Here is a 20518-nt window from a genome sequence, read left to right as displayed (position 1 = left end):
CGCGAAGAGGCCAGACCAATCGCTACAAATATCAGGGCTTGAACCCCTGCCCCAACAACCAACTGCGAACCATCCTGCCTTGCTCCATCGTCAACCCGGCTAAAGCTTGTTCCGCCGGCTCAGTGCGCAACCGCCGCACCAACGGCGCCAACTCAACCCCCTGCACATGCCAGATCCCCAACGGCTGATCCGCTGTAATCACCACCTCGGCCTCATCCACAAACCCATCCTTCAACACCGGCGCCCGCTCGATCCGCAGCGCGGCGAAATCCGCCTCGGCATGCGCCACCTCGGCATCCGGCCACTGCCGCCGCGCCTGCCAGAATGGTTGATCCAGCCAACGCTGCTCATCGGCATAAAAATCCCGCCCGATCCGCGCAAAACGCAAAAACAACTGCTCTACCCGCTGCTGATGAAAGCGCTGGGCCAACGCCGCCCGCTCAGGTTTTCGCAACAACGTGTTGATCACCGTCGGCGCCTGCAACGCCGAGGACAAGGACTGAAAGATGCCATTGCCCGACAGCGGGTCCACCGCCATCGCCGCATCGCCGACCCGAATCCAGTTTTCGCCGCACACCTGCGGGCTCAGAATCGCGGTGCTGCTGCGGGCGTGCAGCTGTAGATCGACCTCATGTTCGGCACCAAAAAACTCACGCGCCAACGAGGAACCCTGGCGCTGCTGGCGACAGTAATCGAGCAACTGCGCCTTGCCCGGTAGCTCGGCGCTGGCGACGTCCACCGTCCATTGCCAATAACACTGACCGTCCGCCCGCCGCGCCATCCACGCCCAGCCGTCCGCAAGGCTTTCCACGGCACTGGCGGTGTTGCCCGGCGCGCCTTGCCAGCGATTGAGCAGGCTGACCGTCTCCGGCCCGCGCAGTCCCTTGCCGAGTGCCGGGGCCTGGCGTCCGCGCGCCTCCACCAGAAAATCGGCAACCCGCGCTTCGCGCCCTTCGATCTCGACCCGATGTCCCTCCGCCGAGGTCTGAACGCTCAGCACCCGACCTTCAATGAGCTCAACGCCCGCCAGGCGCAGGTCCTCGCGCAGTCCTCGATCAAAGCTCGGACGGTCCAGCAGGAATTCGATGTTTTGCGCATGCTGCTGACCGTTCCACGACACCTGCCGCTGCGACGGCAAGGCCGCATCCGCCAGCGCCTGATGCAGACCGGCACCGCGCAAGGCCTCCAGCACCCGCAGCGAAACGCCTTCCAGCGCAGCGAACCGGCGCCACTCGCTGACCAGCGTCACCGGGTAACCGAGCCGCCGCAAGCCCAAGGCAACCGCCGCCCCCGCCGGCCCCGCGCCCAGAATCAGGATCATGCTCCGAAGCGCCGTTCAGGACCGCGATAACGGGCATTCTTGCGCAGCCAGTCGATGATCTGTTCGTTGCTCGCCTCGGGCTGTGAAACCAGGAAACCGGCAATGTGCCCGCTCAACGCCGCACAGCCCAGACTGGCGCCGGACTGCCCCGGATACGTCCCGTGCACGCACGCCGCGAAATCCGCCTGAGCGCTGTTGAGCCAAGACCATTCCTGTTCGGCGCAACGTGCATCGCCGGTCACCCGCAGCACCTGTGGATAATTCGCCGGGAACACGCCCTCGCCCTGCGCCGGGCTCGACGCACACAGCAGAATGCCTTGCGCTACTGCTGCCGCGCAGGCTTCGCGCAATAGGCTGCGGTCCTGGCGCAAACCGAGGCTCAGATTGATCAGCCGTACGTCCTGCGCCACCAGCCAGTCAATTGCCGTGGCGATCTGCAGGGCGCTGGTGACGCCGCGCTGGTCGAACACCTGAGCCACGCAGAACACCGCGGAAGGAGCCCGATGACTGATGGCTTCGATCACCGCGCTGCCGTGGCCGAGCGGGTCGTCGCGCAAGTCACTTTCGGCCAGGCCGTCCGCCAGCAACGAGAACCGTCGTCCGGCGATCACCTGCACCCGCTGCGCCGCCGAATGGCCGCTGTCCACTACACCGATTCGCAGTTCAGACTTCATGCTGCACCGTTTTCGACGTGAGCACGCCGTCGAGCAATTCGAAGCGCAGGTCGGCATCGGCCAACGTTGAGGGGCGATGACTGATGAGGATGCGCGTGCGTCCGGCAAACAGTCGGTCGATGGCCTCGATCACTTCGCGCTCGGTGGCTTCATCCACCGCCGAAGTGGCTTCGTCGAGCACCAGAATCAGCGGATCCTGCAACAGTGCCCGGGCGATGGCGATGCGCTGTTTCTGCCCGCCGGACAACTGCTGACCGCGTTCGCCCAGCGGACTGTCGAGACCTTCGGGCAATGAGGCGATCAGGCTGTCGAGTTGCGCCAGCCGCGCCACGTCGGCGATTGCTTCACGGCTGGCGTCGGGCACCGCGTAGGCCAGGTTATCGGCAAGGCTGCCACGAAACAGCACGATGTCCTGACTGACCACGGCAATCCGTCGGCGCAACTGGAACAGGTCCAGTTCCCGCAGGTCGACCTCGCCGAGCAGCACCCGCCCGGACTGTGGATCGTGATGCCGTTGCAGCAAATCGATCAGCGTCGATTTACCGACGCCGGACCCGCCGCTCAGGGCGACTTTCAAACCGTAGGGAATCCGCGCTTCGATGCCGCGCAAGGTGCTCGGCCGACCGGGATGGCTGAAGTGCACATCGTCGAAACGCAATTCGCCGGAAGTTGGCATTGGCCGAGGTTCAACGGGGCTCAGCACGGTCGGTTCTTCACCGCGCAACTCCATGACGCGCCCCAGACTGACCGTCATCCGCTGAATCGCCACGTAGAGCCCAAGCAGACTTTGAACCGGCCCGACCGCCATCCCCAGGTACGTGGAAAACGCGATCAGCGCGCCCAGTTGCCACGTCCCTTGCACCACCCAATAACCGCCAATCAAAAACGCACAGGCACGGGACAGCGAGGTCAGCGTGCCCGGCACCGCCTGGGTGAAAAACTCGGTGACTTGCAGGCGCAGCAATTGACTCATGTAGCCCTGCCCCAACGCCTCCAGACGCCGCGACTCACGCTGCTGCTGACCGGCCGACTGAATGAATTTCATCACCGGCAGGGTCTCGACCATGAACGACGACATGTCCGCCGAACGCTCGCGCAACTGGCGCACATCGCGCTCGACCTTGCGCCGCATCCAGCGCAGCCAGAGCACATCGAGGGGAATCAGCACCAACGCCAGCAGCGACAACTTCCACGACAACGTCAGCAACATCGCCACGGCGACCACCAGGCCGATCACGCTCGACACTGCCGAGAACAGCGAATCCACGGCGAAGCGCTGGATCTCGGCGACGTCGCCATCGAGGCGCGACATCAGGTCGCCGATGCGCCGCTGCCCGTAGAAGCTCGGCGACAGGGTTTGCAAATGCCGATAAAGGTCGTCGCGCAGCGAGAACAGAATCCGCCCGGACAGCCGCGTGTGCAGGTAACGATTGATCCCCGAGAGCGCCGTGCCGAGCAGCCCGGCGACAATCATCAACCCGGCGATCAGCACCAGCATGGGGAAGTTGCGGGCCAGCAAGCCATCGTCGATCAGCAGCTTGGTCAGCCAGGGTTGCACCAGCACCAGCGACGAAGCGCAGACCGACAGACCGAGCAGTCCGGCAATCGCCAGACGATGCGGGCGCACAAAGCTGTAGAGCCAGCGCAACGCCGCTTGCAGGGCTTCGGGATTCTGGCTGTCGATCAGCCGAACGATCAGGCGCTGCATCACGAACGCAACTGTTTGAGCTTGCGGTACAAGGTTGCGCGGCTGATGCCCAAGGCGTCGGCGGCGGCCGAGACGTTGCCCTGATGGCTGTCCAGGGACTGGCGAATCAGCTCCAGTTCGTTTTCGCGAATGCTCCCGGACGCAGGCCGCTCGCTGGCGTTCAGTTCGTCGAGCATGCTGTCGGGCAAATGATCGAGGGTGAGGACGGTGTCCCCCGGTTCGCGCATGGCCAGCGCGGTGCGCAAGACCATTTCCAGTTGGCGGATGTTGCCCGGCCAGTGGTAACCCGCGAGCAAGCGGTTCAAGTCGTCATGCAGGAGCATGGCCGGTGCATCTAGCCTGGCCAGCAGACGACCGACCAGCGCGTTGAAATCGTCGCGTTCGCGCAGGGCCGGCAACATCACGCTGATACCGTTGACCCGATAGAACAGGTCTTCACGGAAGTGTTTTTCTTCGACCAGGCGTTTGAGGTCGCGGTGGGTCGCGCAGATCAGGGCGACGTCGATGTCCTGTTCTTCACCGGCGCCCAAAGGCGCGACTTTACGGTCCTGCAATACGCGCAGCAGACGCGCCTGCAAGGCCAGCGGCATGTCGCCGATTTCGTCGAGAAACAACGTACCGCCATGGGCCTGTTGCAGACGCCCGACCATGCCGCCGCGACGGGAGCCGGTGAACGCGCCTTCGCGGTAACCGAACAGTTCCGACTCGATCAAGCCTTCGGGAATCGCCGCGCAGTTCACCGCGACAAAGGGCTTGTCGCAGCGGCTGCCAGCCATGTGCAAGGCGCGCGCGATCATTTCCTTGCCGGTGCCGGTTTCGCCGAGCAGCAACACCGGCAACTCGTTGGCCAGCCCCTGACGGGCCATGCGCAAGGCGCGGGCATAACGGACGTTGCTGCCGGCCAGGGCGTCGAGATCCGGTTGAGGTTTGGCGGTTTTCGCCGGGCTGCGCGGCGGCGTGCTGACGTTGATCGAGCGCTGCGGTGCGCGCAGGGTTTTGTAGAAGAACTCACCTTTGGCGGTCTGCAAACTGCCGACGCCGCCCTGATGCAAACGCGACAACAGTTGCAAGCCATCGACGCCGAGAAACTCTTCGCAACGGCGACCGACCAGCGCCGAGCGTTCGGCATGGAGCAACTGACACGCCTGGGCACTGACCGCAAGAATCTGCCCACCAAGGCTCACCGCCAGCAAGCCCTGCCAAGGGGATTCGAGGTACTGCCGGCGGCTGTGGAACGCCAGCACGATCTGGTCGGGGAAACTGGCGTTGAACACCCGGCTTTCAATCTGGCTGACCGCCATGGCCAACAGCGCGGTGCTGTCGTGAACGCGGCCGAGCGGGCCTTCGCGGGTCAGGTCGAGGACGCCGAGGATGTCGCCTTGCGGGCAATAAATCGGCACTGAGGTGCAGGAGAAATCGGTCAGGCGATCGAGGTAATGCTCGCCGCAATCGATCATCGTCGGCCGGGCTTCCACCAGCGCGGTGCCCAGTGCGTTGGTGCCGCGAGCGGCTTCGCTCCAGCAGGCACCGAGGGTGATGTCTTGCAGGCCGCTGCCCTTGAGGCGATCGGCACGGCCTTCGACCGCGAGGATGGTGGCGTCGGAGTTGGCGAGGATGATCAGGCCTTCCTTGCCTTGGCGGTCGGCCAGGTAATCGATCGCCGGCAATGCCGCGTCGATCAGCAGGCGATTGTTCGCCAGCAGCACGTCGAGGCTCGCGCTCGATTCCAGCGCCAGTTCATGCTTGCTGTTGAAATGCACACCATGGCTGAGGCTGCGTCGCCACGATGCATCGATTTCCGCCCGCAACACGCCATCGGGAACTTCACCCTCAAGATGGAGTTTTTCCCGGGCCAGCCGGGCTTCGCGGTGCAGCTTGGGGGAAGTTGTTTTTATTAGCGTCATCAAGCGCTCCGGATCGGTCCGCCCTGCGCTCTTTTAAGTTCAGCGCCCTGCCGCAATCTTTACGTTAACGTCAGGGCGATGGCAAGTGTGTTTCATCCGTTGCACCGCGTTATCGTTCTTCGCGGGCAAGCCTCGCTCCTACAGGTTAAGGGTCGTCCACAAATCTGCGATTCAACTCAGGCACTGTAGGAGCGAGGCTTGCCCGCGAAGGCGATCATCCAGGCACCCCACAACTCAGATCCGCCACACCTGCGGCCCGACAAAAAACGCCCGCGCATTGTCCTCAAGACTCTCCAGGTGATACCCACCCTCCTGCACAATCAGGCACGGCAACCCAAGGCTGCGAATCCGCTCACCCAGCCGCGCAAACCCTTCCCGCGTCACCGCCACTTTGCTCTGCGGGTCCAGCTCGAAAATGTCGAAACCCAGGGACAGCACCAACACCTCGGCAGCGAAATCCTTCACCGCCGCCAGCGCCACCTCCAGTTGCCCAAGGAAGTCCGCCTCACTCGAACCATGGGCCATCGGCAAATTCAGGTTGTACCCCTCGCCCGCCCCAACACCGCGCTCATCCGCAAACCCGGCAACCCCCGGATAGAAGTTGGTCGGATCGCCATGCACCGAGACATACAGCACGTCATCGCGGTCGTAGAAAATCTCCTGAATCCCCTGACCGTGGTGCATGTCGGTGTCGAGCACTGCGACGCGTTCAAACCCGCCACGCAACACCTGCGCCGCCACCGCCGCGTTGTTCACATAGCAGAAACCACCGGCCGCTTCGGCCCGGGCGTGATGCCCCGGTGGACGGCACAACGCGTAAGCCGCCGGCTCGCCATCAAGCAACGCCTGCGCGCCGGCCACTGCGCTTTGCGCCGACCAATAGGCCGAACGCCAGGTCTGTTCGCCCACCGGGCAACTGCCATCCGCGAGATAACGTGCGGCCTGAGCCAGGATTCCGCGCAGAGCGTTTGGCTCACGGACGAAGATGTTCGACATCACTTCGTCGCCCCAATCTTCCGGGACTTCCTTCCAGCGCTGATGCGCTTCCTGGAGAAACGCCAGGTACGGCGCACCGTGCACCGCCAGCAGCGGATCAAGTCCGGCATCCACCGGCTGCTCGACTTTGAAGCCCAGCGAGCGAGACGCCTGCACCAGTCGCTGCGCACGCTCCGGCACTTCCTGCGGTGTGCGCATCTGTCCGCGGGAGTAATAGCTGCGTGGATGGTGAAGCAATTGTTCGGGATGGAAAAAACTGCGCATGGGATTGATACCTGTCAGATAACGTAAATCTCGAATCCGAGTGCACCTTCCTGTAGGAGCGAGGCTTGCCCGCGAAGGCGGTGTGTCAGTCAAACGTCGATATTGTGCTGACGCCTTCGCGGGCAAGCCTCGCTCCTACAGGGATCGGGTTTATTCAGTTCTGCCGGCGCGGGACAGCACGGCGTTGAGCAGCACGTCGGTGCCTTGCCGCACGTCTTCCGGCAGCACGTCTTCGGCTTCGTTATGACTCAAGCCGCCGACACACGGGATGAACACCATCGCCGTCGGGCAGAACCGCGCCAGGTGAATCGCGTCATGCCCGGCACCGCTGACAATCGATTGCTGAGCGTAGCCCAGGGCATCCACAGCGTGTTGCACCGCCGCCACGCAGTCCGCGTCGAATGGTGTCGCCGGGCTGATCCAGTGCGGGGTGATCGTCAGGTTCAGGCCGCGACCGTCAGCAATCGCCTGCAGCCGCGCGCGCACTTGCTGCTCCATCGCGTCGATGGCGTCGTCGCGGTGATGACGCAGGTCGACGGTAAAATTCACCAACCCCGGAATGGTGTTGCGCGACGACTTGTTGATGCTCAACTCACCAACGGTGGTCAGGCCCTCCGGGGCGAAATCGGTGGCCAGACTTTCAATCGCCTGAATCATCCGCGCCACGCCGTACAGCGCATCCTTGCGCAGGGGCATCGGTGTGGTGCCGGCGTGAGCCGCCATGCCTTCGACCCGCACGTCGAGCCAGCGAATCGCCTGGCCGCCGCTGACCACGCCGATGCTCTTGGCATTGTCTTCAAGGATCGGGCCTTGTTCGATGTGGGCTTCAAAATACGCATCCACCGCGCCGCCCAACGGACGCTCGCCGGCATAACCGGTACGCTTCAGCTCATCACCGACGCTGATGCCATCGGCATCCCGCACCGCCAGCGCCGCGTCCAATTGCATGATGCCGGTGAACACCGCCGAGCCGAACATCGCCGGCGTGAAGCGCGCGCCTTCTTCGTTGGTCCACACCGCCACTTCCAGCGGCTTGCGGGTCTGGATACCGAGGTCGTTGAGGCAGCGCACCACTTCGAGGCCGGCGAGCACGCCGTACACGCCGTCGAAGCGTCCGCCTTCAGGCTGAGTGTCGAGATGGCTGCCCATCATCACCGGCGCAGCGTCCGGGTCAGTGCCGGCGCGGCGGGCGAACAGGTTGCCGATGGCGTCCACGCTCAGGGTCATGCCGGCTTCGCGGCACCAGTGGGCAAACAGTTCGCGACCGGCCTTGTCTTCATCGCTCAAGGCCAGTCGGCAACTGCCGCCACGGGCGGTGGCGCCGATTTCGGCCATCGCCATCAGACTCGCCCACAGGCGTTCGCCATTAATCTTCAACATGAGGTTCTCCAAGACAATTCAAATCCCTGTAGGAGCCGGCTTGCTGGCGATGGCGTGCGTTCAGGCGATAAACATGTCGACTGACACACCGCAATCGCCAGCAAGCCGGCTCCTACAAGTTCAAATGGTGGCTAACTCAACGCGTTCAGCGCTGGCATGGCGACGGGCGAGGGAAAGCACGCAGACCAGCGAAGTCGCAGCAATCAGGCTGTAGAACAGCGCCATCGGCCACCATTGACCGGCGAATTTATGCGCCAGCAGCGTGCCGATCAGTGGCGTCAAACCACCGGCCACGGCGCCGCAGATCTGATACGCCAGCGAAATCGCCGTGTAGCGCACGCGGGTCTCGAACATGCCGCTGACGTACCCGGCGATCACCGCGTAGAACGACGCCATGCACACCACCGCCAGCGCGATGCCAAGGATGATCAGCGGTGCCTGGCCCGAGCTGACCAGCACGAACATCGGGTACGGCGAAGCCATTGCCAACAACGACACCAGGCACAGGAAACGCGTGGCGCCGATTTTTTCCGCGAGCCACGCCGCCAGCGGCTGGATGCAGAACTGAATGATCGCCACCACAAACAGGCACTCGAGGATCAGCGAGCGCGGCAACTGCAGTTGCTGGGTGGTGTAGGCGATCATGAAGGTGTTGGTGAAATACACCCCGGCAATCCCCAGGGTGTTGGCGCCGATGCACAGCAACAGCGGACGCCACGCGGTGCGCAGGACCTCCATGACCGGCGCCTGCTCTTTACGCGTGCTCTTGGCGGCGAGTTCACGACTGGCGAGGAATTCCGGTGACTCGTTCACGCCCAGTCGAATCGCCAGCCCCACCAGCAGCAGCAACGAACTGGCGAGGAACGGCAAGCGCCAGCCCCAGCTCATCAGGTCTTCTTCCGGCAAACGGGTGACTGCGCTGAATGCCAGCAGCGACAGGATCAAACCGGCCGGGCTGCCAAGTTGCGCAAAGGACGCGAAGAAATTGCGCCGACCTTTCGGCGCATGCTCGCCGGCCATCAAGACCGCCCCGCCCCACTCGCCACCCACGGCAATGCCCTGGACGATGCGCAGCAGAATCAGCAGTACCGGCGCTGCGGCGCCGATCTGTGCATAAGTCGGCAGCAAACCGATGCAGACCGTGACCACGCCCATCATCAGCAAGGTGATGATCAGCGATTTCTTGCGCCCGATGCGGTCACCGATGTGGCCGAAGATGATCCCGCCCAACGGCCGCGCGAAGAAGCCCACGGCGAATGTGCCGAACGCGGCCATGGTGCTGAACAGTTTGTCGTCGGAGGGGAAGAACAGCGCACCGAACACCAGCGCGGCGGCGGTGGCGTAAATGTAAAAGTCGTACCACTCGATCATGGTGCCGATGAAGGCTGCGGCTGCCGCACGGCGTGGCTGGGAAGAAGCTGGGGGCTTCATGGTTCGGACTCCATTGATTGTTTTTTTGGCAGGAGAAAAGCAGTAAATCCAAGGCACTCTGACGGTGCCTGTCTGGGAGTGATTTATCGTCCCGGGGCTATGATTAGTCAATTTTCTATTTATTATGCGAAGTATTACGACAACTTATAATCGAGAGCCACATGGCCGAACGCGATGTGCAACGCCTGCTCAATGACCGACTGGACTGGAACCTGCTGCGCACCTTTCGGGTGATCGGCCAGGAGCTGAGCATCAGCCGCGCCGCCGCCCGCCTGCACCTGACGCAACCTGCCGTGAGCCAGGCATTGAAGCGTCTGGAAGAACAACTCGGTCGCCAACTGATCGCCCGTCGCGGGCCACGTTTTGCCCTGACCGAAGTCGGCGAGCAGATCTTCGCACTGGCCGGGGAAATCTATGGGCAGATGTCCCAGGTCAGCAGCGTGCTGGAGCAACCGGCCGACGAAGTGATCGGCAAGGTGCGCCTGTTGATCATCAGCCGGATCTACTCGGAACGTTTCGATGACTTCCTCGCGGACTTCCATCGGCAGCACCCGCGGGTCGATCTGGAGGTGGACGTGATGCGCAGTTCCGACATCGTCAGCGCCCTTCAGGAAAAAACCGCGACGCTGGGGCTGAGCCTCAATCGCCGTCCGCAACCACGTCTGGAACAACGTTTGTTCCTGCGTCAGCGCTATGCGTTTTTCTGCGGCAAGCATCATGCGATGTTCGGCCAGCAGAACGTCGACCAAGGGGATTTGCAGCGGGAGAATTTCGTCAGTTTTACCAGCGACCAGATCGGCGGCATGCTCTCGCCGCTGACGATTTTTCGCGATCAGCAGGGCTTCAGCGGACGCATCGTGGCGTCGTCACCGAGCCTGGAAGAAGTCCGGCGACTGGTGATCGCCGGGTTCGGTATCGGCTGTTTGCCCGAGCACGTGGTGGCGGCGGACGTCGACGCCGGATTGCTCTGGCGCCTGCCGCCCCACGAAGGGATTGCCGACGTGGACATTCATTTGCTGTGGAACCGCGAGCAGCGCATGAGCCGGGCCGAAACGATATTCATCGAGAGCCTGCAACGCTGCCTGACAGCTTAGACGCGCAACACCTGCGCGACCGGTTCACCGGCGCGCAAACGTTCGAGCAAGCGCGGTTCGGCATGATCGGACGCCAGCGCCTGCTCGATGACACCGGCCGCGGTGTGCCAATCGAGAAACAGCACGCCGTTGTCGTCCGCCAACACCAGATCACCTGGCTGCACGGTGACGCCTGCGCAGTGAATCGGCTGGTTGATCTGGCTGTCGCCGCGACCGTGCAGCTTGGTGGTCAGCAGGCTGGTGCCGCGAGCGAAGACCGGCAATCCGCCCTCTCGCAACTCCAGCAAATCAGTCACGGCGCCGTCCACCACGATGCCCGCCGCCCCGGCGCAACTCGCGGCACAACTGGTCACCGCGCCGACCGGTGCGTGTTGCCAATCGCCGTCGGTATCGATCACCAACACGTCGCCCGGCTTTATCAGCGCCAACGCCCGGTTGACGGCAATGGCATCGGCGCCCACCAATTTCAGGGTTAGCGCACGGCCCACCAGTTTCACATTGGGCACCATCGCCCGCAGTTGTGAGTCGGCAAAACCCGCCTCCAGAAAATGGCCGAGGGTTGGAAAGCTCACCGCGTTGAACTGCTCGATCAACTGTGATTCATCCATGCTGCGGCTCCCTGGCAATCACCTCGGCCACACAGTCGATTTCCAGCGACACGCCCCACAGCGCCACGCACACCGTGGTTCGCGCCGGCGGCGCATGGCCGAGAAACTCGCGATACACCGCGTTGAACGGCTCCAGTTGCGCGGGATCGGTGAGGTACGCGTTGACCTTGATCACGTGGCTGAAACCCGAGCCGGCTTCAATCAGGATCGCCTCGAGATTGCGCAAGGTTTGCCGCACTTGCTCGGTGAAATCGGCGGGCTGCTCATCGAGTGTGCTTTGGGCCGGAATCTGCCCGGCGGTGAACACCAGATGGCCGCTGACCACCGCTTGAGAGTAAGGCCCGACCGGGCCGATGAAGCCCGGAGCGGATTGAATTCTGCGCATGCTGTTGAGCTCCATGAATCAGGCCGCAGCCGATTTGAAAGGTTTGCGAACGGGTTGATCGGCGGCCGGCCCCGCCGCCGGGATTTCGCTGATGTCGCGCTTGAACGTCTCGGTCAGCAGCAACAGCGCCAGCAAGGAAATCAGCGCCGCGCCGATCATGTACCAGGCCACCGACGAGCCTTTGCCGGTCGCTGCGAGCAACGCAGTGGTGACGATGGGCGTTGCGGCGCTGCCGAGCAGGCCGGACAGCATGTAGCTGATCGACAGTCCCGAATAACGCACGCGGGTGCCGAACAACTCCGCCAGGAAGGTCGCGATAGGCCCGTAGTTGGCGGCGAATGCGGTCATCAACAGCAAGTAGCCGAAGATCACCAGCGACAGCTCCTTGGTGTCCATCAGCCAGAACATCGGGAACGCGACCAACGCCTCGGCAACGATGCCGGCAACAATGATCGGCTTGCGGCCGAATCGGTCCGACAACGCGCCGAACACCGGCAGCATGACGATGCACCAGGCACAGGACAGCAGCACCACGCCCAGCATCACGCTGCGACTGAAACCGAGATTCTGCGTGCCGTACGTCAGGCCGAACGCGACGATGATGTTGAACGACGCGCCGGTCGACATCGTCGCAATACCGCCGAGCACCACTTGCTTCCAATACTTGCGGAAGACTTCGGCCAGCGGCATTTTCACCTGCACTTCCGCTTCCTTGACCTTGTTGAAGGCCGGCGTTTCGGCGATGTTCAGGCGGATGTACAAACCCACGGCGATCAGCAGCACGCTGGCCAGAAACGGAATACGCCAGCCCCAGGCCAACAGGTCTTCAGGCGACAGCCACGCGGCGATCACCAGGAACGCCAGGTTGGCAATCATGGTCCCGGCCGGGACGCCGATCTGCACCCAGGAACCGTACAGGCCGCGCTTGTTGGCCGGTGCATGTTCCACCGCCATCAACACCGCCCCGCCCCACTCACCGCCCAGCGCCAGGCCTTGAATCACCCTCAGCAATAACAACAGGATCGGCGCCCATATCCCGATGGCCGCGTAATTGGGTAACAAGCCGATCGCGAACGTGGCGGCGCCCATGGTCAACAGCGAAATCAACAACATTGACTTGCGACCCAAGCGATCACCGAAGTGCCCGAACAACGCCGCACCGACAATCCGCGCCAGATACGCCGAAGCGAAGGTGCCGAATGCCAGCAATGTGCCGATCAGCGGCACGAAGTCCGGGAAGAACACCTTGTTGAATACCAGCGCCGACGCGGTGGCAAACACAAACAGGTCGTACCATTCCACCGTGGTGCCGATGACACTGGCCACGGCAACTTTTTTCATGCTGATTGCAACTTCCGGCGGGGCACCGGACTTTTCTGCGGACGATAGATCGCTCATCACTGACTCCAGGAATTCTTCAGAACTCGTTTATTTAATTGTTTTGACTGGCAGTAAATCGTTTGAGAGTGAGGGATTGTTGTTATGTATCGCCCAACTGAGTGGGCGAGTTTTTATATTCAGTAACCCAGTAATCGGTCCGCGTTATTCAATAAAGGTTCGCCGGCATTTAAACGGCGGAAATTCTCCGCAACTTGTTCGGCAATGCAGTCGTGGGATGCCGCCGATGCCATGTGCGGTGTGATCGTCACACCGGGCATAGTCCAGAGACGGTGATCAACCGGCAGTGGTTCCTGTTCGAAAACATCCAGCAGCGCGCCGCGCAGTTTTCCTCGTTTCAGGGCGTGTTCGAGGTCGTCGATATTGAGATGACCGCCCCGGCCGCAATTCACCAGCGCAGCGCCATTGGCCAATTGTTCGAAAGTTGAATGACCAAGAATGCCGCGAGTTTCGCTGGTCAGCGGCAACAAGTTGATCAGCAACTCCACACCCTCAAGAAACGGTTTCAGGCTTGCCGCACCGGCGAAGGTCTGCACGCCGTTTATCGTCTTGTCACTGCGCGCCCAACCACGAACGTCATAACCGGAAGCGGCCAGATCCTGAGCGATGGCGCTGCCCAGCGATCCCAGCCCCATCACACCCACCTTGAATTGCCCCGCCGCCCGTTGCAGCGGCCGCTCCCAGCGCTGCTCCTGTTGCTGCAACAGCACTTGATCGAAACCACGGTGATAGTGGATCACCGCCCAGCGTACGTATTCGGTCATGCCCTGACGGTGGCCAGGATCGACCACCCGGCACACCGGCAGATCCGGGCACGACGGGTCATGATCGAGGTGATCGATACCGGCCGCCACCGAGTGAATCACCTGAAGGTTCGGTAACGCGGCGAGGCTGCCCGGCAAAGGGAACCAGCACGCGGCGATCTGCGCATTTTTGGCCAGCGGATCATCCGCCAGCACGGTGGTGAGCTGCGGCGCGCTGCGGGCGAACGCGGCTTGCAGTTGCTTGAGCAGCAAGGTGTCGCGGGAAAGTAAAACCACGGTGCTCATGACAGATAGGACTCACGCTGGGATTCGATCAGGGTCAGTGCGGCCTCCCAGGCCAGGTCGATGATGTTGTCCTGCTCATCGCGGTCAAACTGCTCGGCGGTGTGTGCACACACTTCCGGCGACGGGTAATGCAACGCTGAACCGCCGGCCAGCGCCGCCACCTGCGCCTGACAGGCCCGCTCCAGAAAGTGGATCTCCTGGAACGCCTGAGCCACGCCGGAGCCGCCGACCAGCAAACCGTGATTGCGCAGGATCATTGCCCGGTGCGGCCCCAGATCAGCAATCAACCGCTCGCGCTCATCCAGCGACAACGCGATGCCTTCATAGGTGTGATACGCCAATTTGCCGTAGAACTTCAGCGCGTGCTGACTGATCGGCAGCAAGCCCTGTTTCTGCGCCGCAACGGCCATGCCGGCGGCGGTGTGGGTATGGATCACGCAATTCAGGTCCGGACGAGCCATGTGGATCGCCGAATGAATGACGAACCCTGCGGCGTTGACCCGATGCCCTTCGTAATGCGGGTCGACGACTCGCCCTTCCTGATCGATGCGCACCAGATCCGAGGCGCGCATGCGGTCGAAAATCACCCCGTAGCGGTTGATCAGAAAGTGATGCTCAGGCCCTGGAATCCGCAGGGTGATGTGGGTGTCGATCAAATCGGTCATGCGAAAGTGCGCGACCAGCCGATACAGCGCAGCCAGTTCGCAACGGGCCTTCCATTCAACCGGGCCGATGTGTTCAGGTTTACTCACGAATACACCTCTTTAGCAGCGTGGGTGACGACCGGGTTGGCGCGCAGGCGGGCCAGCCCGCAAACACCGATCAGGGACAGGGCCGAGAGCAAGGTGAAGAACACCGCCAACGGCAGCCATTGTCCGGAAAACTTGCTCGCCAGCAGCGTGCCGATCAGCGGCGTGGTGCCGCCGGCCAGTGCACAACTCAATTGGTAAGCGATGGAAATGCCCGAGTAGCGCAGGTGCACCGGGAACGCCTGGGTCATGTAACCGGCGATCACCGCGTACAGCGCCGAAAGGATCACCACCGCGAGGGCGATGCCGAGGGTCATCAACAGAATGTTTTGCGTGCCCACCAGCAAGAACATCGGGTACGGCGTGACCATGCACAGCAGCGCAACGAGCTTGAGAAAACGACCTTCGCCGATGCGCTCGGCGAGCAGTGCGCTGAGCGGTTGCGAGAGCAACTGAATGACGGTCACCAGGAACAGGCAATCGAGAATCGTCGAGCGTGCGATGCCCTGATACTGGGTGACGTAGGTGATCATGAAAGTGTTGGTGAAGAAGAATCCGGCCGAGCCGATGGTCACTGCGGCGGCAGCGAACAGGATCTGCCGCCAGCACGTGCGAATCACGTCTTTCACCGGGTATTTGGCGGTCTCGTTGTTGTCCCGCGCCTTGGCGAATTCCGGCGACTCATGAACGCCGGAGCGGATCATCAGGCCGACCATCATCAGCACACCACTGGCGAGGAACGGCAGACGCCAGCCCCAAGCGAGGAAGTCTTCGGGTTCGAGTGATGTCACCAGGCGAAAAGCAATCAACGCCAACAACAAACCGGCCGGGCTGCCGAGTTGGGCGAATGATGCGTAGAAGGTTTTGCGCTTGGCCGGCGCGTGTTCGCTGGCCATCAAGACAGCCCCGCCCCACTCGCCTCCGACGGAAATGCCCTGGATCAAACGCAGCACGATCAGGCCGATCGGTGCCCAGATGCCGGCGCTGGCGTAGCTCGGTAACAGGCCGATGCCGGCAGTTGCCACGCCCATCAGCGCCATCGTCACCAGCAACATTTTCTTGCGGCCCAGACGGTCGCCCAGATGTCCGAAAACCATGCCGGCCATGGGACGGGCGATGAAGCCGACGGCGAAACTGCCAAAAGCTGCCAGGGTACTCATCACCGGGTCGCTGCTGGGAAAGAACACTTGCCCGAGCACCAACGCCGCCGCGGTGGCGTAAATGTAAAAGTCGTAGAACTCGATGGTCGTGCCAATGAAGGCAGCGGCCGCCGCTCGACGCGGCTGTGCGGTGGTGTGCATGCAAGGACCCTGTGTATTTATAGTTTTGGGCAGGTACTGAAGGCTGTTTACGGTTGCGCTCTGTGGCGCTTGTGGGCTTTATCGCTTCCATGCCAGGATTAGTCAATTTTCATATTCTTATCTTTACTATTAGCGCTGCTACTACATGGGATTGTCATGACTTCCACTAACCCCTGGGTGGGCCGACGTTTTCTGAATGATCGTCTCGACTGGAACCTGCTGCGCACCTACCTTGTGATCGGCCAGGAAGGCAGCATGAGCCGTGCCGCAGCGCGGTTGCACATCACGCAGTCAGCCGTCAGCCAGGCGTTGAAACGGCTGGAAGAACAACTGGAATGCGTGTTGATTGCCCGTAGCGGGAGACGGTTTGACCTGACGGAAACCGGGGAAGAAGTCCTGCGCATTGCGACGGATATCTACGGCGATATTTCGCGATTGGGCACTGTGGTGGAGAGTCGTCACGATGACGTGGTGGGCAAGATCCGCATCCTCACCGTCAGCGGCGTACAAGCGCGGCATTACGACGAGTTCCTCGCCGATTTCCATGAAACCCACCCGAAAATCGAGCTGGAAGTCGAGGTGATGGGCAGCTCGAACATCATCAGTTCGTTGCTGCAGAAGACCGCGACCATTGGCGTCGGCCTGTGTCGTTTACCGCAGCCGCGGCTGGAACAGCGGGTGCTGTTCCGAGAGCGTTATGCGTATTTTTGCGGGCAGCGTCATCGGCTGTTCGGACAAGAGAATCTGACGCTGGAACAGCTCGCCGCAGAAAACTTCGTCAGTTTCACCAGCGACCAGCTCGGCGGAAATCTTTCGCCGCTGACGCTGTTTCGCGACCAGCAGGGTTTTACCGGCAAGATCGTTGCTTCATCGACGAGCTTCGAAGAGATTTACCGATTGATTTGCGCAGGTTACGGGATTGGCTGCCTGCCGACGCATTTGGTGAAAAGGGATGTCGAGCAAGGGTTGCTGTGGCGGTTGCCGCCGGAGGATGGGGTGGTGGATTTTGATATTCAGCTGCTGTGGAATCGTGAGCAGAAGATGAGTCAGGCGGAAACCGTGTTCCTCGAAAGCTTCCAGCACATGCTCAGCATTCGTGAGCCTGTGCTGTGAAGCCTTGATCGGTTAAACGTGAGGATCGCCAGGCGCTTTACTCGGCGTGGCGTATTGCGGTTTCAGGTGGCCGTCCTGATCGAGTAACCAGGCGTCCATGATCTGTCGCACCACAGGCCCGGCGACGCGACCGCCGGCCTCGCCGTTTTCGATCATCACCGAGATGACAATCTTCGGGTGCTCGGCTGGTGCGAAGCCGACAAACAAGGCGTTGTCGCGGTTCCGCTCCAGGGTTTTCGCCCGGTTGTAGCGCTCACCCTGTTTGATCGCGACCACTTGCGCGGTACCACTTTTCCCGGCGATGCGATATTGCGCACCTTGGGCCGCCGCTCGGGCGATCCCGCGAGCGTCGTGCATGACCATTTGCATGCCGTGGTTGACCTGCTCCCAGTCACGCGGGTCTTTCAACAGGATGTTTGGCATCGGATGCTCATCCACTGGAGTCACACCGTCCACGGTCTTGGCCAGGTGCGGGCGGTTCCAGACACCTTTGTTGGCGATCAGCGCGGTGGCTTGAGCGAGCTGCAGCGGCGTGACCTGCATGTAACCCTGGCCGATGCCGAGGATCACCGTTTCGCCGGGGAACCACGCCTGACGGCGCGTGGCACGCTTCCAGGCCTGAGACGGCATCAAGCCGGCAGACTCTTCGAACATATCCAGCGAGACCTTCTCGCCGAGCCCGAACATCGCCATGTAGTCGTGCAGGCGATCGATGCCCAGCTTGTGCGCCAGGTCGTAGAAGTAGGTGTCGTTGGAGCGCATGATCGCCGCGTCCATGTCCACCCAACCGTCGCCGCTGTGGTTCCAGTTACGGTACTTGTGATCGAAGTCCGGGAGCTGGTAATAACCCGGGTCGAAGACGCGGGTCTGTGGGGTCACGACACCCGCATCCAGGCCGGCAATCGCCACTTCAGGCTTGATGGTCGAACCGGGCGCATAAAGACCGCGCAGCACGCGGTTAAACAGCGGCCGGTCGATGGAGTCATGCAGTGCCGCGTACTCCTTGAAGCTGATCCCGGTCACGAACAGGTTCGGGTCAAAGCTTGGCTTGCTGACCATGGCCAGCACTTCACCGGTCGATGGATCGAGCGCGACCACTGAACCGCGACGATCCCCCAAGGCTTCTTCGGCGGCTTCCTGAAGTTTGACGTCGAGGCTCAGGACGATGTTTTTACCAGGCACCGGATCGGTGTGTTTGAGTACTCGCAGCACGCGACCCTGGGCGTTGGTTTCGACTTCTTCGTAACCGACGTGGCCGTGCAATTCTGATTCATAAAACTTTTCAATCCCGGTCTTGCCAACGGATTGGGTGCCTCGGTACTCGACAGTGTCCAGGGCCTTGGATTCTTTCTCGTTGATTCGACCGACGTAGCCGATGGAATGGGCGAAGTGCGCGCCCATCGGGTAATGGCGAACGAACTGCGGCTCAACGTCGATTCCAGGCAGGCGGAATTCGTTGACGGCGAGTACGGCGATTTGCTCTTCACTGAGTTCGTAAAACAGCGTGACGGGCACAAAGGGGTGGCGCGCCTGCTTCATCGCCTTGTCGAACAACGTCCGGTCTTCAGCGGGCAGGTGCAGGAGATTGACCACCTCGTCCAGCTCTTCTTTGACGTCAGCGGCGCGTTCGCGGGTGATGGTCAGGTTGAAACTGGGGCGGTTGTCGGCGAGGACCACTCCGTTGCGGTCATAGATCAATCCGCGCGTGGGAGTGATCGGCAATACGTGGACGCGATTGTTTTCGGAGATGGTCGAGTGATAGTCAAACTCGACGACTTGCAGCACGTACAGGCGCACCACCAGTGCGCAGGTGATAGCGACCACGAACAAGGCGCAAGCCATCAGTCTTTTGTTGACCAGGCGCGTCTCTTTTTCGTGGTCCTTGATCGGTATCGGTTGGGGCATTTCTGCAGCTGCTCTTTAACTAAAAAGGGGCGCCGATCCGTAGGCTTGAAATCAGTCCGTTAAAAAAACGAGCTGCACCATACCAAAAACCGTGCGGTCACTTTAGTGCGATTTCCTCTAACGGTTGTCCTTGAGGGCCAAAACGACGGTTGGTTTTTTCTGACTCGTGCGATTTGTTCAAAATTGATATTCCGATTCATGCATTTTTCTTGCAGATAGGCCTGTGGATACTGGGTGCATGTCATTCCCTTTTTGGAGTCTTTTCATGCACCCACGATTTACACGATTGCTCGGTTCGAACGGTTTTTCCATTGGGCTGGAGCTGCCACTGGATAACGATTGGTCCAGCGACGGCCAGCGACGAAGGATTGCCGAGGATCGCCCTTTCGGTGTTCCGGATCTGAAGCAACATGCAGCGATGGCGAGGCTGGCGGACAAGGCTGGGTTCCGTGCTCTGTGGGTCCGCGATGTACCGGTTTACGACCCGAATTTCGGCGATGCCGCACAGGTTTTCGAAACCTTTTCCTACCTTGGATACCTGGCCGGAATCACCGACAACATCATGTTGGGTACGGCGGCGGTTGTACTTCCATTGCGTCAGCCTTGGCTCACCTTGAAGTCAGCAAACAGTGTTGATGAGTTGAGCGATGGGCGTTTACTGCTTGGCGTGGCCAGTGGTGACCGGCCTATGGAATATCCGCTGTTTGGGGTCGACTACGATCAGAGGGGAGAGATTTTTCGCAACACGGTGGAGTTGTTGCGCGACCAGGGTGAAGGCCGTCTGCCTGAAGGTGCGCACTTGCTTCCGCAGCGAGATGAAGCGGCTCCATTGTTGGTGGCAGGTCTTGGCCAGCAATCACCCGCATGGATTGGTGAGCACATGGATGGCTGGCTCGCCTACCCGGGTACGCCAGATGAGCATCGGCGTCGGGTCGGGTTGTGGCGCGAGGTGGGTGGGGATAAGCCTTACATCAGCTTCGTCCACCTTGATCTGGCAGCCAATCCTCACGCTCCGATGCGACGTGTGCGTTTCGGCGGCATTTGCGGGCGGTTGGCGCTGATTGATGAGCTTCAGGCATTACGTGAAGCCGGGGTACAACATGTTGGCCTGCATGTGCGTCGTAGCGAACGCCCGGTTGCCGAGGTTATTGAAGAGATTGCTGAATACGTTCTGCCAAAGTTCCACTGACAATGCAGTGCCTTCAAGGGCCGCCAATGTGGCTGCCCTTTTTTTCGCC

At 61.4% G+C, this 20518-nt stretch carries 17 protein-coding genes; 3 read left to right on the top strand and 14 right to left on the bottom strand.

Going from position 1 to position 20518, the window contains the following annotated elements; translation table 11 throughout:
• Positions 1-31 precede the first annotated feature (31 nt).
• The 7 genes from ACM6IO_RS06620 to ACM6IO_RS06590 form a co-directional block, all read right to left on the bottom strand.
• Positions 32-1321 carry a tryptophan 7-halogenase gene (locus ACM6IO_RS06620; protein WP_192228858.1) on the bottom strand — a complete coding sequence of 430 codons (1290 nt, stop codon included), beginning with the start codon at positions 1319-1321 and terminating at the stop codon, positions 32-34.
• Complete coding sequence (locus tag ACM6IO_RS06615; protein ID WP_008027979.1) at positions 1318-1995, bottom strand: S8 family serine peptidase; 678 nt, start codon at positions 1993-1995, stop codon at positions 1318-1320. The genes ACM6IO_RS06620 and ACM6IO_RS06615 overlap by 4 nt, the downstream gene beginning before the upstream one ends.
• On the bottom strand, positions 1985-3703 hold the full coding sequence (locus tag ACM6IO_RS06610; protein WP_207286006.1) for an ABC transporter ATP-binding protein: 1719 nt from the start codon (positions 3701-3703) through the stop codon (positions 1985-1987). Before ACM6IO_RS06610 ends, ACM6IO_RS06615 begins: the two co-directional genes overlap by 11 nt.
• Positions 3703-5607: a sigma-54-dependent Fis family transcriptional regulator gene (locus tag ACM6IO_RS06605; RefSeq protein WP_226300032.1), complete on the bottom strand. Its 1905-nt coding sequence runs from the start codon at positions 5605-5607 to the stop codon at positions 3703-3705. Before ACM6IO_RS06605 ends, ACM6IO_RS06610 begins: the two co-directional genes overlap by 1 nt.
• Before the next feature lie 234 nt (positions 5608-5841).
• On the bottom strand, positions 5842-6867 hold the full coding sequence (locus ACM6IO_RS06600) for a histone deacetylase family protein (protein WP_414911187.1): 1026 nt from the start codon (positions 6865-6867) through the stop codon (positions 5842-5844).
• Positions 6868-7017: 150 nt separating this feature from the next.
• Complete coding sequence (locus ACM6IO_RS06595) at positions 7018-8247, bottom strand: Zn-dependent hydrolase (protein ID WP_223449870.1); 1230 nt, start codon at positions 8245-8247, stop codon at positions 7018-7020.
• A 120-nt stretch (positions 8248-8367) separates the two neighbouring features.
• Positions 8368-9678, bottom strand: coding sequence for an MFS transporter (locus tag ACM6IO_RS06590; protein WP_192228853.1), 1311 nt, complete (start codon positions 9676-9678; stop codon positions 8368-8370).
• Between the two features lie 161 nt (positions 9679-9839).
• On the opposite strand from ACM6IO_RS06590, the gene ACM6IO_RS06585 reads away from it, so the two are divergent.
• Positions 9840-10772 (top strand): LysR family transcriptional regulator, encoded by a 933-nt coding sequence (locus ACM6IO_RS06585; protein ID WP_414911186.1) that lies wholly within the window; start codon positions 9840-9842, stop codon positions 10770-10772.
• On the opposite strand, the gene ACM6IO_RS06580 is transcribed toward ACM6IO_RS06585, so the two are convergent.
• The 6 genes from ACM6IO_RS06580 to ACM6IO_RS06555 all read right to left on the bottom strand — a co-directional run bounded on the left by ACM6IO_RS06580 (position 10769) and on the right by ACM6IO_RS06555 (position 16262).
• Positions 10769-11380 carry an RraA family protein gene (locus ACM6IO_RS06580; protein ID WP_414911185.1) on the bottom strand — a complete coding sequence of 204 codons (612 nt, stop codon included), beginning with the start codon at positions 11378-11380 and terminating at the stop codon, positions 10769-10771. The two genes, ACM6IO_RS06585 and ACM6IO_RS06580, sit on opposite strands and share 4 nt — an antisense overlap.
• A complete protein-coding gene (locus tag ACM6IO_RS06575; RefSeq protein WP_223437932.1) occupies positions 11373-11765 on the bottom strand; it encodes a RidA family protein in 393 nt (130 codons plus the stop codon). Before ACM6IO_RS06575 ends, ACM6IO_RS06580 begins: the two co-directional genes overlap by 8 nt.
• 18 nt (positions 11766-11783) lie before the next feature.
• Positions 11784-13163: an MFS transporter gene (locus tag ACM6IO_RS06570; protein WP_008028000.1), complete on the bottom strand. Its 1380-nt coding sequence runs from the start codon at positions 13161-13163 to the stop codon at positions 11784-11786.
• 119 nt (positions 13164-13282) lie between these two features.
• Positions 13283-14212 carry a 2-hydroxyacid dehydrogenase gene (locus ACM6IO_RS06565; RefSeq protein ID WP_414911184.1) on the bottom strand — a complete coding sequence of 310 codons (930 nt, stop codon included), beginning with the start codon at positions 14210-14212 and terminating at the stop codon, positions 13283-13285.
• Complete coding sequence (locus ACM6IO_RS06560; protein ID WP_008045063.1) at positions 14209-14964, bottom strand: class II aldolase/adducin family protein; 756 nt, start codon at positions 14962-14964, stop codon at positions 14209-14211. The genes ACM6IO_RS06565 and ACM6IO_RS06560 overlap by 4 nt, the downstream gene beginning before the upstream one ends.
• Positions 14961-16262 (bottom strand): MFS transporter, encoded by a 1302-nt coding sequence (locus ACM6IO_RS06555; RefSeq protein ID WP_008028008.1) that lies wholly within the window; start codon positions 16260-16262, stop codon positions 14961-14963. Before ACM6IO_RS06555 ends, ACM6IO_RS06560 begins: the two co-directional genes overlap by 4 nt.
• 156 nt (positions 16263-16418) lie before the next feature.
• On the opposite strand from ACM6IO_RS06555, the gene ACM6IO_RS06550 reads away from it, so the two are divergent.
• The gene (locus ACM6IO_RS06550) at positions 16419-17375 is read left to right on the top strand and encodes a LysR family transcriptional regulator (protein WP_008028009.1); all 957 of its coding nucleotides are present in this window, start codon (positions 16419-16421) and stop codon (positions 17373-17375) included.
• A 12-nt stretch (positions 17376-17387) separates the two neighbouring features.
• On the opposite strand, the gene mrdA is transcribed toward ACM6IO_RS06550, so the two are convergent.
• Positions 17388-19280, bottom strand: a complete 1893-nt coding sequence (gene mrdA, locus ACM6IO_RS06545; protein ID WP_414911183.1) for a penicillin-binding protein 2 — start codon at positions 19278-19280, stop codon at positions 17388-17390.
• A 265-nt stretch (positions 19281-19545) separates the two neighbouring features.
• On the opposite strand from mrdA, the gene ACM6IO_RS06540 reads away from it, so the two are divergent.
• Entirely contained in the window at positions 19546-20469 is a 924-nt protein-coding gene (locus ACM6IO_RS06540; protein ID WP_192228848.1) for a TIGR03571 family LLM class oxidoreductase, read from the top strand.
• Positions 20470-20518: the final 49 nt, after the last annotated feature.

The organism is Pseudomonas sp. IT-P44 (assembly GCF_949768225.1).
Taxonomy (GTDB): Bacteria; Pseudomonadota; Gammaproteobacteria; order Pseudomonadales; family Pseudomonadaceae; genus Aquipseudomonas; species Aquipseudomonas migulae.
This window is presented reverse-complemented; position numbering and strand designations above follow the sequence as displayed.